Raw genomic sequence first — 13,821 nt, 5'->3', positions numbered from 1 at the left:
TTAAGCCGGAAACGTTACTGTTTGCCCTATGTATGGAGTAGACATTGCTTAACAACGACCTTCAGACATCGGGGAAGGCCGGGGAACAGGATCGCCGCGACCAGTTGACCCCTGGCAATCGGTTCCTGGGCCGCGTCGTTGCGTGCAATGGCTCGCGCGCCACCATCGCCGCCATTGCGGAAAACGGCGAAACGGACCTGACCGAACTCTGGTCGGTCGGCCGGTTGATCTCGATTACCGTCGGCACCAATCGCGTCGTGGCGCTCGCCTACTCCATGCAGACCGGATCGCGCGACTGGGCCGAGGGCGTCGACAACACCTTCCTCATCGAAGTCGAACTGATGGGCGAAGTGCATGTCGGCGACAATGGCCGCGAGGAATTCTCGACCGGCATCTCCCGCTATCCCTATCTTGGCGCCATTGCCCATCGCATTCGTGCGGCCGACCTGCTGCGTATCTATGATACCCGCCATGGCGATACCTGCGTCATCGGCAAGTTGACCCAGGACGAGAGCATCGACGCGACGATTCACATTCCGTCCATGCTGTCCAAACACTTCGCCATTGTCGGCTCGACCGGCGTCGGCAAGTCGACGGCCGTTTCGCTACTGCTCCACAAGGCGATCGAGAGCGATCCGAAACTGCGCGTCCTGATCCTCGATCCGCACAATGAATTTGCCGCGGCCTTTCCCGATCATGCCGTCGTCATCGACACCGATACGCTCGACCTGCCCTTCTGGCTGATGAAGCTCGAAGAGTTCGCCGAGGTCCTGTTTCGCGGCCGCCCGCCCGTGCCGGAGGAACTGGATATCCTGCGCGACGTCATGCCGGAGGCCAAGCGCGCCTTCCGCGGCAGCGATTCGACATTGATGCGTCGTTCTTCCGACAAGAGCTCGATCACCGCCGACACACCCGTTCCCTACCGCATGGCCGACCTTCTGGCCTTGATCGACGAGCGCCTCGGCCGCCTCGAAGGTCGCGGCGAAAAACCCTTCCTGCGCGCCTTGAAGATGCGCGTCATGTCGGCGATCAACGATCCGCGCTATCATTTCATGTTCTCCAACAATACGATCAGCGACACGATCATGGAGACCATCGCCCACATCTTCCGCATACCCGGCGACAATCGGCCGATCTCGACCTTCCAGCTCGCCGGCATCCCTTCCGAAGTGGTCAATTCGGTTGCTTCCGTGCTTTGCCGCATGGCCTTCGAAATCGCCCTGTGGTCGAATGGCGCCATCCATATGCTGGTGGTCTGTGAAGAAGCCCATCGCTATGTGCCGGCAGACGCGAGCCTCGGCTTCGTGCCCACTCGCCAGGCCATCGCCCGCATCGCCAAGGAAGGCCGCAAATACGGCGTGTCGCTCGGCATCATCACACAGCGTCCCGGCGAACTGGACCAGACCATCCTGTCGCAGTGCTCGACGCTGTTTGCCATGCGCCTGACCAACGATCACGACCAGGAAATCATCCGTTCGGCCATCCCGGATTCGTCGATCTCGACGACCAGCTTCATCTCTTCGATCGGTAATGGCGAGGCGATCGCCTTCGGCGAAGCCATCACCGTGCCGATGCGCATGCGCTTTTCAAGAGTCGAGGAGCACTATCTGCCGAAGGCCCATGGCGTCACGGCCAAGGTCACCGACGAAACGCCGGATACGGTCGACCTGCGCAACGTCATCAGCAGGATGCGCGCCATTTCCGCGCCGGATATCTCCGCCTTCCAGCAGAATTTCCCCTCCGCCCGCGATGACGATGAGGATTTGGCTGACGACGACGGTTTTCCGGCACCATTCTACTCCGAGCCGGCATCGATCGACGTAGCGCCGACAGCACCCGCGCCGCATCCGCCGCGAGAAACACCACCCGTCGAGCCCTATCGCCCCGACATGCTGCCGCGTACGATGGCTGAAGAACCGTTGTCGCGGATCATCAGGCGAGATATCGACGCAAGCCCGGCACGGGTCGCAGACGACCCGTCCACGCTGTTTGCTGCTGCGCCATCGCCGACCGCACCTCTTCGCAAGGAACCCGGCCAATCCCTGCGCGACAGCATTCTGAAGAAGCCGCTGTCCAGCCTGTATCGCAAGGATTGAGGCAAGCATTTCCGCCTCGCCTCAGCCGCGCCGCGCCCAGCTCTCGTCCATCTGGTTGCGAAACCAGGTCATCTGGCGCTTGGCATATTGCCGGGTAGCGGCCGACGCCTTGTCGATGACCTCGCTGCGCGGCATCTCGCCCTTCAGCATGGCCGTTATCTGCGAAACGCCGATCGCCTTCATCACAGGCATGTCGGCGGCAAGCCCCAGTCTCAGCAGCGCCTCGACCTCCTCGACGGCCCCGGTGTCGAGCATGGTCTCGAAGCGCCGATTGATCCGCTCATGCAGCACGGCACGATCCGGCAGGACGACGATTTTCTGCGCCCGGGCCGGATCGACGATCACCGGCCCGCTGCGGCCCTGGAAATCCGTAATTGACCGCCCCGTCGCCTGCAAAACTTCAAGAGCCCGAAGGATGCGCTGGCCGTCCTGCGGATTGAGGCGCACGGCGAGGTCCGGATCAAGTACGCCAAGCTCCCGGTGCAGCGCCTCGGGGCCCTCCGCCGCCATACGGTCGCGCAGCGCCGTGCGGATACCGTCGGGGATATCGGGCATATCCGACAGGCCTCCCGTCAGCGCCTTGAAATAAAGCCCCGTGCCGCCGACGATGACCGGCAGGACGCCCCTTTCCTTGAGATCACTGACGAGAGTGGCGATTTCGCGCAGCCAGTCGCCGGTCGAATAGGCCTTGCCGGCCGGCACATGGCCGTAAAGATGGTGCGCAACGCCGTCCATGTCCTCAAGCGATGGCCGGGCCGTGACGACGCGCAGCGTGTCGTAGACCTGCATGCTGTCGGCATTGATCACCACGCCGCCATGCTGTTTCGCCAGATCAAGCGCAAGCGCGGACTTGCCGCTGGCAGTCGGGCCGGTTATCAGGATGGCGTCCGTATCATCCGCAGGGTTCTTCATCATGGCCTTCGTTGCCACGCTTCTAGCCAATCCGTCAAACCCCGTTCTGTCGCCCGCCCTTGCCGAACACGCAGCAGAGGTGCTGAGGGCCTCCGGTCTCTATTGGCTTGCCGACGGCATTGCCTGCGATATCGCACTGCGCGATGGGACCGATCTTGTCGAGGCAGAGACCCGCCTGCGCGCTCTGATCGCCGACCTGCCGATCGATCTGGCCATCCAGGATGCAGAGTCCCGCCGCAAGCGCTTCCTGATTGCCGACATGGATTCCACCATGATCGGCCAGGAATGCATCGACGAACTGGCCGCCGAAGTCGGCCTGAAGGACCGCGTCTCCGAGATCACGGCACGTGCCATGAACGGCGAAATCGCCTTCGAACCCGCCCTTCGCGAGCGCGTCGCACTGCTGAAAGGCCTGCCGATTTCCGTGGTCGACGAGGTGATCGCCAAGCGCATCACCCTGACGCCGGGTGGACCGGAGCTGATTGCCACGATGAAGGCCAAGGGCCATTACACGGCGCTGGTCTCCGGTGGCTTTACCGTGTTTACCGCGCGTATCGCCGCGCGTCTGGGCTTTGACGAAAACCGCGCCAATATTTTGGAAGAGCAAGGCGGTGTCCTCACCGGCACGGTGGCTGAACCCATCCTCGGCAAGCAGGCCAAGGTCGATGCCTTGGTCGAGATTGCTGCTATGCTCAAAATAGAAGCGGCCGATGTCATCGCCGTCGGCGACGGCGCCAATGATCTCGGCATGCTGGAGCTTGCCGGCTCCGGCGTAGCGCTGCATGCCAAGCCCTCGGTCGCAGCCCAGGCAAAGATCCGCATCGACCACGGCGATCTCACTGCCCTGCTCTATCTGCAGGGTTATCGCAAGGCCGATTTCGTGACGGTCTGACGGGCGGAGGACGAGGCGTGATCATCCTCGAAACACCGCGGCTGACCGTGCGCAACTGGCGCGACGACGACCGCGACCTGTTTCGCGAGATCAACGCCGATTCCAAGGTGATGGAATTTTTCGCCCAGCGTCGCAACCACGCGGAAGCCGATGCGATGATGGACAAGGTCCGCCGGCTGATCGCCGAGACCGGCTATGGTTTCTTTGCAGTGGAAGTGAAGGAAACCGGCGAGACGATCGGCTTTTGCGGATTGGCAAAAGCCGATATCGCGCCGGTCCTGCCCGAAGACACCATCGAAATCGGCTGGCGCATGGCAACCCGGTTCTGGGGCAATGGTTACATGACGGAAGCGGCCCGTTCGCTGCTCGATTATGCCTTCGCTCAAAAGAAGCTCGACGAAGTCGTCTCCTTCGCCGTTGCCGGCAATCAGCGTTCTCGCGCCATCATGGAACGCATCGGCATGACCCGTGATGAAAACGCCGATTTCGATCATCCGCGCGTGCCCGACAGCCATCCGCACTTGCAGCGGCACGTCCTTTATCGCATCGCAGCCACGGCCGATCGTCCGGAATAGGCCGCCGGTATAGAGTAAACCGACCCTTAGAATTCGTGCGGAAGAGCATGCAGTTTTTTAACCATCCGCCGGATTGCCTGCCCAGATGCGGGACGGAAACAGGTATTTTCATGCAGCCTTAAGCAGTTTCGCATATTCTTACATGCATGAACGAGGCACATTCCGACCGACCCGCAGGGCGATCTCTATCCCCCCTGGACCGATTCTTCAGACTTGGCGAGCGCGGGCTCTCCGACTATGAAGCCGAGCGCGTGCGCGCTGTCCGGCTTGGGGCGGTCCTGCGCAACACGCCCTGGCTGATGGCAGCCAATGTCGGAAATGCCGCCGTCACGCTGGCGGCCTTCCGCGACAGCACGATGTTCGCCTGGATTGCCCTGTGGACCATTTTCGTTTCGGTTCTGGCCGTCATGACCGGCCTGACCTGGTGGCGCACCAAGGATAAGCCGCCCCGGCAGACTGCCTCCCTCCGCGGGGTGCGCAAGGCGGTCATCTATGCCGGCGTCCTCAGCGCCATGTGGGCCGTGCTGGTCGCCGTCTTCTATTTCCATGCCGACGCCCAACAGAAACTGGTGCTGGTTGCCATCACCGTCGGCATGTCGGGCGGCGGCGGCTTTGCGCTGGCCACGATCCCGGCCGCATCGATCACCTTCGGGCTGTTCATGGGGATTGGTTCGGCCCTTGCACTCACGGCCACCCCAAGCCTGGTCGGCATGAATCTGTTTGCCCTCTATGTCATCTACTTCGTCATCATCGTCAAATCGTCCTTGAGCCTTTGCCAGAGCCTGAGTGCGCGGGTGCGTGCACAGCTGGCGGCCGACGAACAGCGTGACGTGATCCGGTTGCTTTTGAACGATTTCGAACAGAATGCCAGCGACTGGCTTTGGGCGGCAGACGAGAACCACATCGTGCAACGTGCCTCGACACGCTTCTTTGAACTGACCGGCAAACGCGAGGAAGAGGTCTGTGGCCATCCACTCTGGATGGTTCTTCCCTGCCGGGAAGGCGATTGCCGGACGATGCGCAACATGAACGGGCCGCTCGGCTTGCGCCAGCAGCTGGACATGCGTGAACCGTTCCGGGATTTCGAGCTTTGCGTCGACCAGAACGGCAAACCGGGGATCTGGTCGCTGAGCGCCAAACCCGTCTTTGACGAGATGGGTTTGTTCGCCGGTTATCGTGGCGTTGGGCGCGATGTCACGGCGGCGCGCGAGGCGCGAAGCCGCATCGAACACATGGCAAGGCACGATCCTCTCACGGATCTCGGCAACCGCGTCCTGCTCGGCGAAAACCTCGATCAGGCCCTGACCCGGCTGGCCCATTTCAACGAGAGCTTTTCGATCCTGCTGTTCGATCTGGATCGCTTCAAGCAGGTCAACGATGCGCATGGTCATGGTGCCGGCGACGAATTGCTGGAAAAGATCGCCGAAATCCTCGGCTCCTTTGCCACTGAGCTTGATACTCTCGCCCGCATCGGCGGCGATGAATTTGCCTTCATCCACTCCTCGGCCCGCGATCCGAAAGCCTCTGCCGAGCTTGCCGAGCGCATCATCGCAGCCCTTGAAAAACCGTTCCAGCTTACGACCGGCACCGTGCGCATCGGCGTCAGCATCGGCATCGCCTGCGCCCCGATCGATGGCCAGGATGGCGATACCCTGATGCGCAATGCCGATCTGGCGCTCTATCGCGCCAAGGCCGACGGCCGCAACCGCTATCGCTTCTTCGATCTGTCGCTCGACCGCGCCGCCCGCCGGCGCAATCTGCTGGAACAGGAATTGCGCAATGCGCTGGCGACCGAAGCCCTGTCGCTGCACTTTCAGCCACTGATCGATGCGCAAAGCGGCAAGGTCGTCTGTTTCGAGACCCTGGTGCGCTGGACCCATCCGACGCTCGGCCCGATCAGCCCGGCCGAATTCATCCCGATTGCCGAAGATGCGGGCATCGTCACCCAGATCGGTGGATGGGTCATCCGCCAGGGTTGCCGCATTGCTGCCGGCTGGCCGCAGGATGTGCGTATCGCCGTCAACCTGTCGCCCCGCCAGTTCAATTCGCCCGGCCTGTTTTCAGCCATCAAGAACGCCATCGAGGAGACCGGCCTAGATCCCAGCCGTCTGGAACTGGAAATCACCGAGTCCCTGCTGCTCAATACCACCGGCGCCGTGGAATCGACGCTGGCCGCCCTCAAGGGGCTTGGCGTGCGCATCGCCCTTGACGATTTCGGCACCGGCTATTCGTCGCTCAGCTACCTGCGCAAATACCGCTTCGACAAGCTGAAGATCGACCAGTCCTTCATCAAGGATATCGACACCGATGCCGACAGCCGCGCCATCGTTGATGCCATCCTGAGACTCGGCCGGGATCTGCGCATGTCGGTCGCCGCCGAAGGCGTCGAGACCGAGGGGCAGTTCACCCTGCTGCGTGAGCTCGGCTGCAACGAGATCCAGGGCTATCTGATCGGCCGTCCGCAGCCGCTAGAGGCTATCACGCCATTTTTGCCGGAGGCAGCGGCTTAAGACAGCCGCTGCCTCAATGCTTTACGGCGACCGTCATTCCAGGGGAATGGCGACGAAGCGCAGGTCGCCCGCGCCGTTGGCGACCATCAGATGCACGCTGCGGCGTCCCTCCGCCTTCAAGGCCGCCACAGTCTCGGCGAGATCCGTGGGCGTCTCGACAAATTCCTGCGCCGCCTCGACGATCACCTCGCCAACCTTCAAGCTCTTCTGGTCGGCCGGCGATCCCGGCTCGACCTTGGTGATGACAACGCCCTCGACACCTTCGCCAATGCCGTGGGCCTGACGGGCCTGATCGTCGAGTACACCAAGTGTCAGGCCGAGCACCGGTCCGACGGCAGCGGCCCCATCATCCGGCACATCAGGCGTTTCGGGGACAGGCTTGCCGTCTTCCGGCGCAACCGTCGGATCGTCTTTGCCGTCCTCCGGGCTTTGCTCGACCGCCTGCGCGGCACTGGCTGCCTCGGCATCCTCCAGCCGTCCAAGCCGCACCTTGACAGTCTGTTGTTTTCCGTCACGCACCACGACGACATCGAGATCGGTTTCTACCGGGCTTTCGGCAACGACGCGCACCAGATCACGGCTTTCGATGATCTCCTTGCCGTCGAACTTGACGATGACGTCGCCGACCAGGATCGGGCCCTTGGCGACCGGCCCCCCCTCGATCACGCTGCTGACCAGCGCACCGCGGCCGCGCGAGAGACCAGCGGATTTGGCCATATCCTCGGGCACCGGCTGGATCCGCACGCCGAGCCAGCCGCGCCGCGCCTCGCCGAATTCGATCAGCTGCTTGATGACGTTTTCGGCAAGCTCGGTCGGCACGGAAAAGCCGATGCCGATCGATCCGCCGCTGGGTGAGATGATGGCAGTGTTGATGCCGATCACCTCGCCCTTCATGTTGAACAGCGGCCCGCCGGAATTGCCCTTGTTGATGGCGGCGTCGGTCTGGATGAAATTGTCGTACGGGCCGGCATTGATATTGCGGCCGCGCGCCGAGATGATGCCGACCGTCACCGATCCGCCGAGCCCGAACGGATTGCCGATCGCCATCACCCAGTCGCCGATCCGCATCTGCCGGGAATCGCCGAACTTCACCGCCGTCAGCGGCTCCGGCGGCTCGACCTTCAACACCGACAGGTCGGTCTTCGGATCGGTGCCGACCAGCGTCGCCTTGAGCTTGGAACCGTCGGGGAAAATCGCCTCGATATCGTCGGCATTCTCAATGACGTGGTTGTTGGTGACGATGAAGCCCGCCGGGTCGATCACGAAACCGGAGCCGAGCGAGTTGACCTTGTGATTGGTCGCACCGTCATCGCGATTCTTGAAGAAATCCTCGAACAGTTCCTCGAAGGGCGACCCCTCCGGGACCTGCGGCAACGGGCTATTGCCTTCGTCCTTGACGTTCTGCGAGGTGGAGATGTTGACGACCGCATCCAGCAGACCATCGGCCAAATCTGCCACCGAGGCCGGGCCGACGGCCTGCGCGACTGCCGGACGCGGTTGCCCCCCAAGGGTTCCAAGGCAGAGTGCGACCCCGACCATAAGCGCCGAGCAAAGCTTCGCTGTCTTGAATACGGTTGCGGTCATCGGGCGTCCTCGCTGTGGAATCGGCTTTAATATCTGGCCCGATCATAGGGCGGATTGATGATCTGTGAAACGCATTTTGCTGTGATCTGCGGGTCAACTCAGCCACGGATCAGCCGCGGATCAACCACACAAGGGCGACACCAAATGCCACGGCGACAAGGCCGGCGATCCGCAATTGCTGTTCGGGAATGGCGGGAAGCAGGCGGGCCATGGCCACAAGAAAACGAGGGGCCAGTGCGTACACCAGCCCCTCGATAATCAGAAAGAATGCAAATCCTGTCAGAAGCTCCGACACGGATGCCTCGATCAATTGCCGGCCGGAACCGCCGGAGCGGCGGCAGGCGGCGCGCCTGTGGCGTCATTGAAGAAGCGGAAGAATTCCGAATTCGGCGACAGCACCATGGTCGTGCCGCTGGAACCGAGCGACTGCCCGTAGGCCGCCATCGAGCGATAGAACTCGAAGAAGGCCGGATCACGCGAGAATGCATCGGCAAAGATGCGGTTCCGCTCGGCATCGCCTTCACCGCGCAGGATTTCGGAATCGCGCTGGGCTTCCGCCTGCAATTCCACGACCTGACGGTCGGCAATGGCGCGGCGGCGCTGGCCCTCTTCGTTACCGCGGGCGCGGATCAGCTCGGCTTCGGCCAGACGTTCGGCCTTCATGCGGTCGAAAGTCTGCTGCGAGACTTCCTGCGTCAGGTCGGTGCGGCGGATGCGAACGTCGGCGATCGTCAGACCGAGCGATTCCGCATCGGCGCGCAGATCGTCGCGCACTTCCTGCATCATCGACGCACGGGCATCGGAGAGTGCCGATTCAAAGCCGCGCAGACCGTAGACCCGGCGCAACGAGGCGTCGAGGCGGGTGCGAAGCCGCGATTCGGCCGACTCGCGGTCGCCAGACACCGTTTCACGGAAACGGCGGGCATCGGTGATCTTGTAGACCACGAAGGCATCGACTTCGTAGAACTTGCCGCCGGATACCTGGACGCGGATGTTGTCGAGGTCGAACCGCAGGGCCTGATCCTCCACATACTGGACGCGGTCGGCATCCATGAAGGCGAAGGGCAGCTTGAAGTAGAGACCGGGCTCGCTGCGCACCGACTGGATCTGACCGAAGCGCACGACGACGGCCTGCTGGCGCTCGTTGACAACGAAGACCGACGAATAGGCCAGCATCAGCAGGCCGGCAATGACGATCAGAATGATGGGAAGACGGTTACCCATGATCAATTGCCTCCCTGCTGCTGTTGCGGCCGGGCCAGCTCATCGAGCGGCAGATACGGCATGACATTCTGGTTCTCGCCGATGATAACCTTGGTGGAATTCTTCAGGACGGACTCCATGGTCTCAAGATACAGACGCTTGCGGGTAACCTCCGGCGCCTTGGCATACTGGTCGTAGATGGACACGAAGCGCTGCGCCTCGCCTTCCGCCTCGTTGACGACACGGTTCTTGTAGGCAGCCGCTTCTTCGCGGATCTGCGCCGACTGACCGCGGGCCTGACCGAGTTTCTGGTTGGAATACTGGTTGGCTTCCTCGACGAAACGGTCTTCGTCCTGCTCGGCACGCTGCACTTCGTCGAAGGCATCGGCGACTTCGCGCGGCGGAGCCGCATCCTCGATCGCCACCGCATTGATGGAAATGCCGGCGCCATAGGAGTCCATGGTGCTCTGGATGATCGTGCGAACTTCGGTGGCGATGTCCTGGCGGGCATCCCGGAAGATGTCCTGGGCCGGACGGCGGCCGACGATTTCACGCATCGCACTTTCGGCAACCTGCTGCAGGGTGAGCGGCGGGCTTTCGATGTTGAACAGATAGGCCTTCGGATCGCTGACCGTAAACAGCACCGAGAACTGCACGTTGACGATGTTCTGATCGCCCGACAACATCAGGCCGGCAGACGAAGAAGACGAGGCCTTGGCGCCGATATTCTGCTGCTGCTCCGTCACCTTGGTGATTTCGACGGTTTCCAGAGGCCATAGATGGAAATGCAGGCCCGGCATGGAGATCTCGTCCTTCGGCTTGCCGAAGCGCAGCTCGACGCCACGCTCATCCGGCTGCACGGTGTAGATCGACTGTATGAGCCAGAACGCCGCAATGACGAGAATGATGATGACGGCAACGCCGCCGTTGAAACCACCCGGAACGAGGTTCTTCAACCGGTCCTGGCCGCGACGGATAATCTCCTCAAGATCCGGTGGCGTGTTGCCGCCCCCGCCACCGCGCGGCCGGTTCGGTCCCTGGCCCCAGGGCCCCTGATTGTTGCCGCCGCCGCCCCAAGGGCCGCCGCCGTTCTGATTGCTCCAGGGCATCAATACCTCTTTGCTTGTAAACTCTCCCAACCCGCAACGGTGCAGCCTTTCGAGGCGCGCCACGCAGAGCATGACCCGTTATAGGTATCGGCGCTGCCGCTTTCAACGCGAAGCGGGCAACTTCTTGGACGGAAACCGCAAATATATCAATTTGTCGCGGGCCTTTGCCGATAAATTGCATAACGGGTCGCATAGTTGTCCCGTTCGCCTGCCGGAACCGTCTGTTCCCCGACCATCTCGAATCGTTCCGGATCGATCGTCGGAAAATGCGTATCGCCTTCAATCTGCGCATCGACATGGGTGACATGCAGGTAATCGGCCAACGGCATGGCCTGCCGGTAGATCTCGCCGCCGCCGGCGACGCAGACTTCGTCGACGCCGCTTGCCGTCGCAAGGATCCGGCCGCGATCGAGCGCATCCTCCAGCGTTGCCGCGACCTCGACACCTGCGGGCGCGAAATCGGCATTGCGGCTGACGATGATATGCGGCCGACCGGCCAAGGGCCGGCTGCCGATTGATTCAAAAGTCTTGCGACCCATGACAAGCGGCTTGCCGAGCGTCAGCGTCTTGAAGCGCTTCAAGTCCGTCGAGAGCTTCCAAGGCATGTCGCCGTCCCGACCGATGATGCCATTGCGCGACACGGCCACCACCACGATGATCTTGATGCCCGTCATGATGTCTCCTCTCGCGCTACCGCGCCGGTCCTGCGCCTCTCGTCAAACCGCGATCGGCGCCTTGATGCTTGATTCAGCCTCGTAGCCTTCGAGCGTAAAGTCCTCGAATGTAAAGGCAAACAGGTCCTTGACCGCGGGGTTGAGCCGCATCACCGGCAGCGGCTTAGGCGTCCGCGACAGCTGCAGCCTGGCCTGCTCGAAATGGTTGGCATAAAGATGGGTGTCGCCCAGCGTATGCACGAAATCACCCGGCTGAAGATCCGTCACCTGCGCCACCATCATCGTCAGCAAGGCATAGGAGGCGATATTGAAGGGCACGCCGAGAAAGATATCCGCCGAGCGCTGGTAGAGCTGGCAGGAGAGCTTGCCGTCGGCCACGTAAAACTGGAACAGGCAATGGCAGGGCGGCAGCGCCATGTTATCGACTTCCGCCGGGTTCCAGGCGGTGACGATATGCCGGCGCGAATTGGGGTTTTTGCGGATGCCCTCGACCAGGTTGGCGATCTGGTCGATGGATCCGCCGTCCGGTGCCGGCCAGGAGCGCCACTGCGCGCCGTAGACCGGCCCGAGATCGCCGTTCTCGTCGGCCCATTCGTCCCAGATCGAAACGCCGTTTTCCTTGAGATAGGCGATATTTGTCTCGCCCTTCAGGAACCACAGCAGTTCATGGATGATCGAGCGCAGGTGCAGCTTCTTGGTCGTGGTGACCGGAAAGCCCTCAGAGAGATCGAAGCGCATCTGGTAGCCGAACACGGAGCGGGTGCCCGTGCCGGTGCGATCGCCCCGGTCGGAACCCTTGTCCATCACATGGCTTAAGAGATCGAGATACTGTTTCATGGTTGCCCTGCCTGTTCCGTTCGGGCTCTATTTATAGGCAGCCTGCGGGTCAAGCATAGCCTGCGGCGTGCACCGTCCCCCAGATATTGCCGATTGCCATCGCTTTCCAGCAGCATCGCCTCTTGTCGGCGAATCAGAGCCGATTTAGCCTTGCTTTGAACAAGCGTACCCCTTGCGCCCCAAGGCGTGAAGGCACTGCGCACAAGCAGCCGCAATTCCGAGCAGAGGAGCAAGACCCGCATGCGCAAACCCGCCAGAGCATGGCCAGCCGTCCTCTTCACGCTTTTTGCAGCAGTAAGCAGCAGCGCGCAGGCGCCACAGGATTTTGTCGGCGAATGGTCGGTCGAAGGCGGTCCGCTGGGCGCCTGCAGAATCACCCTTTCGGGGCAGGCCATGGGCGGCGCGCTGAAAGCCACGACCTATACCTGCGCCGGGGCCATGTCGTTTGCCTGGGCCTGGGCGCCCAGCGCCGACGGCATCGTCATCACCGGAACCGGCAATGCCCCGATTGCCGCGTTCAGCCCGAGCCGTGGTGCGCTGGTCGGGCGCACCAATGACGGCAGCCTGATTACGCTGAAGCCCTTGAGCGGACAACGTTTTGCCAGGGGCGACGGTACGCCCCGCCCCGACTCGTCCTTTCCCATCCCGCTTCCGGGCGCCGAGGCCGGCCAATCGAAGGATTGCTACCTGCGCGCCGATACGGGTCGGTGCGCCTCACCGCGGGACATCGCGCCGCCGCCGGCAAACAGACAGTCCTTCGTGCGCGCGACCTATGACATCAATGTGCGCCGGGCCGTGGACATGTCGAGCCCCGTCATCGGGCAATTGCGCCAGGGACAGTGCTTTACCGTCAACGGCTGCCAGGATTCGCGCTGGGGCCTTCGCTGCGAGGTGCAGGTGGATCGCGCCGGAAACGTCGGCTACACGATCAAACACTATGAGCGGGATGGCCGTCGTTACATCGCTTTCACCAACGAATGCCGCTGAACTGCACCAGCGGCGCGAGACACCCCTTTTCATCCACCCGATAAGCGCCTATATGAATGTCGCCGGGGCTTGCTCCGGCTATAGCAATAAACGGTCGGTGTAATAAACCTATTGGACCCGGGGGCGGTACCCGGCGCCTCCACCAAAAACCGGTCGGTCTTCGTGACCGGCTTTTGATGGGGGCGAAATAGGATCGACAAGGGCGTAAAGATCGAACTTTTGCTCGGCATGATACCGCCGTTATCGGGTCACAAGTGTAGTTGCAAATGACAACAACGCTAAGGGTTATGCTCTCGCTGCCTAATGGCGGTGCGGGAAATCCGAACCAAGTCCTCTAGGTTAGCCCCTTGAGGCGGGGTCCGAAGGCACCTGGCAACAGAAGCCTTCACCTAACCCTCCTCCTCGTCGTGCAATCGTGATAATATGGACTGACTCGTGACCG

Annotated in this window: 12 protein-coding genes and 1 other RNA gene; 6 read left to right on the top strand and 7 right to left on the bottom strand. The window is 62.0% G+C overall.

Translation table 11 applies throughout. The features are described from left to right. The first annotated feature begins 44 nt into the window (after window positions 1-44). Entirely contained in the window at window positions 45-2,096 is a 2,052-nt protein-coding gene (locus HFC70_RS07845) for an ATP-binding protein (protein WP_168472679.1), read from the top strand. 21 nt (window positions 2,097-2,117) lie between these two features. Here HFC70_RS07845 and miaA read toward each other — a convergent pair whose 3' ends face one another. Further along, complete coding sequence (miaA, locus tag HFC70_RS07840) at window positions 2,118-3,011, bottom strand: tRNA (adenosine(37)-N6)-dimethylallyltransferase MiaA (protein ID WP_168472883.1); 894 nt, start codon at window positions 3,009-3,011, stop codon at window positions 2,118-2,120. On the opposite strand from miaA, the gene serB reads away from it, so the two are divergent. The 3 genes from serB (at window position 3,010) to HFC70_RS07825 (ending at window position 6,985) form a co-directional block, all read left to right on the top strand. Next, window positions 3,010-3,900 (top strand): phosphoserine phosphatase SerB, encoded by an 891-nt coding sequence (gene serB / locus HFC70_RS07835; RefSeq protein ID WP_168472678.1) that lies wholly within the window; start codon window positions 3,010-3,012, stop codon window positions 3,898-3,900. The genes miaA and serB overlap by 2 nt on opposite strands. Window positions 3,901-3,917: 17 nt before the next feature. Continuing rightward, on the top strand, window positions 3,918-4,475 hold the full coding sequence (locus tag HFC70_RS07830; RefSeq protein WP_168472677.1) for a GNAT family N-acetyltransferase: 558 nt from the start codon (window positions 3,918-3,920) through the stop codon (window positions 4,473-4,475). A 251-nt stretch (window positions 4,476-4,726) separates the two neighbouring features. After that, window positions 4,727-6,985 carry a putative bifunctional diguanylate cyclase/phosphodiesterase gene (locus HFC70_RS07825; protein ID WP_368669577.1) on the top strand — a complete coding sequence of 753 codons (2,259 nt, stop codon included), beginning with the start codon at window positions 4,727-4,729 and terminating at the stop codon, window positions 6,983-6,985. Between the two features lie 33 nt (window positions 6,986-7,018). On the opposite strand, the gene HFC70_RS07820 is transcribed toward HFC70_RS07825, so the two are convergent. The 6 genes from HFC70_RS07820 to HFC70_RS07795 form a co-directional block, all read right to left on the bottom strand. Next, the gene (locus tag HFC70_RS07820) at window positions 7,019-8,569 is read right to left on the bottom strand and encodes a Do family serine endopeptidase (protein WP_168472675.1); all 1,551 of its coding nucleotides are present in this window, start codon (window positions 8,567-8,569) and stop codon (window positions 7,019-7,021) included. A gap of 109 nt (window positions 8,570-8,678) precedes the next feature. Beyond that, window positions 8,679-8,864, bottom strand: a complete 186-nt coding sequence (locus HFC70_RS07815; protein ID WP_168472674.1) for a DUF2065 domain-containing protein — start codon at window positions 8,862-8,864, stop codon at window positions 8,679-8,681. A gap of 11 nt (window positions 8,865-8,875) precedes the next feature. Further along, window positions 8,876-9,796, bottom strand: a complete 921-nt coding sequence (hflC, locus tag HFC70_RS07810; protein WP_368669588.1) for a protease modulator HflC — start codon at window positions 9,794-9,796, stop codon at window positions 8,876-8,878. Beyond that, complete coding sequence (gene hflK, locus HFC70_RS07805) at window positions 9,796-10,881, bottom strand: FtsH protease activity modulator HflK (protein ID WP_168472672.1); 1,086 nt, start codon at window positions 10,879-10,881, stop codon at window positions 9,796-9,798. Before hflK ends, hflC begins: the two co-directional genes overlap by 1 nt. Window positions 10,882-11,027: 146 nt before the next feature. Further along, complete coding sequence (locus HFC70_RS07800) at window positions 11,028-11,555, bottom strand: dihydrofolate reductase (RefSeq protein WP_168472671.1); 528 nt, start codon at window positions 11,553-11,555, stop codon at window positions 11,028-11,030. 42 nt (window positions 11,556-11,597) lie between these two features. Further along, window positions 11,598-12,392, bottom strand: coding sequence for a thymidylate synthase (locus HFC70_RS07795; protein WP_168472670.1), 795 nt, complete (start codon window positions 12,390-12,392; stop codon window positions 11,598-11,600). Between the two features lie 240 nt (window positions 12,393-12,632). Between HFC70_RS07795 and HFC70_RS07790 the strand changes: the two genes are divergently transcribed. Continuing rightward, entirely contained in the window at window positions 12,633-13,379 is a 747-nt protein-coding gene (locus HFC70_RS07790) for an AprI/Inh family metalloprotease inhibitor (protein WP_168472669.1), read from the top strand. Between the two features lie 22 nt (window positions 13,380-13,401). Continuing rightward, window positions 13,402-13,769, top strand: a transfer-messenger RNA (tmRNA) gene (gene ssrA, locus HFC70_RS07785). Window positions 13,770-13,821: the final 52 nt, after the last annotated feature.

It is taken from the genome of Agrobacterium sp. a22-2 (genome assembly GCF_012276985.1).
Classification (GTDB): domain Bacteria; phylum Pseudomonadota; class Alphaproteobacteria; order Rhizobiales; family Rhizobiaceae; genus Allorhizobium.
Note: the sequence above shows the minus strand (reverse complement) of the source record. Positions and strands in the feature narration are given on the sequence as shown.

Coding starts and splice junctions, on each gene's coding strand:
- serB (WP_168472678.1), top strand. CDS start 3,010: ATGGCCTTCGTTGCCACGCTTCTAGCCAATCCGTCAAACCCCGTTCTG.
- HFC70_RS07820 (WP_168472675.1), bottom strand. CDS start 8,569: ATGACCGCAACCGTATTCAAGACAGCGAAGCTTTGCTCGGCGCTTATG.
- HFC70_RS07795 (WP_168472670.1), bottom strand. CDS start 12,392: ATGAAACAGTATCTCGATCTCTTAAGCCATGTGATGGACAAGGGTTCC.
- HFC70_RS07800 (WP_168472671.1), bottom strand. CDS start 11,555: ATGACGGGCATCAAGATCATCGTGGTGGTGGCCGTGTCGCGCAATGGC.
- miaA (WP_168472883.1), bottom strand. CDS start 3,011: ATGATGAAGAACCCTGCGGATGATACGGACGCCATCCTGATAACCGGC.
- hflK (WP_168472672.1), bottom strand. CDS start 10,881: ATGCCCTGGAGCAATCAGAACGGCGGCGGCCCTTGGGGCGGCGGCGGC.
- HFC70_RS07790 (WP_168472669.1), top strand. CDS start 12,633: ATGCGCAAACCCGCCAGAGCATGGCCAGCCGTCCTCTTCACGCTTTTT.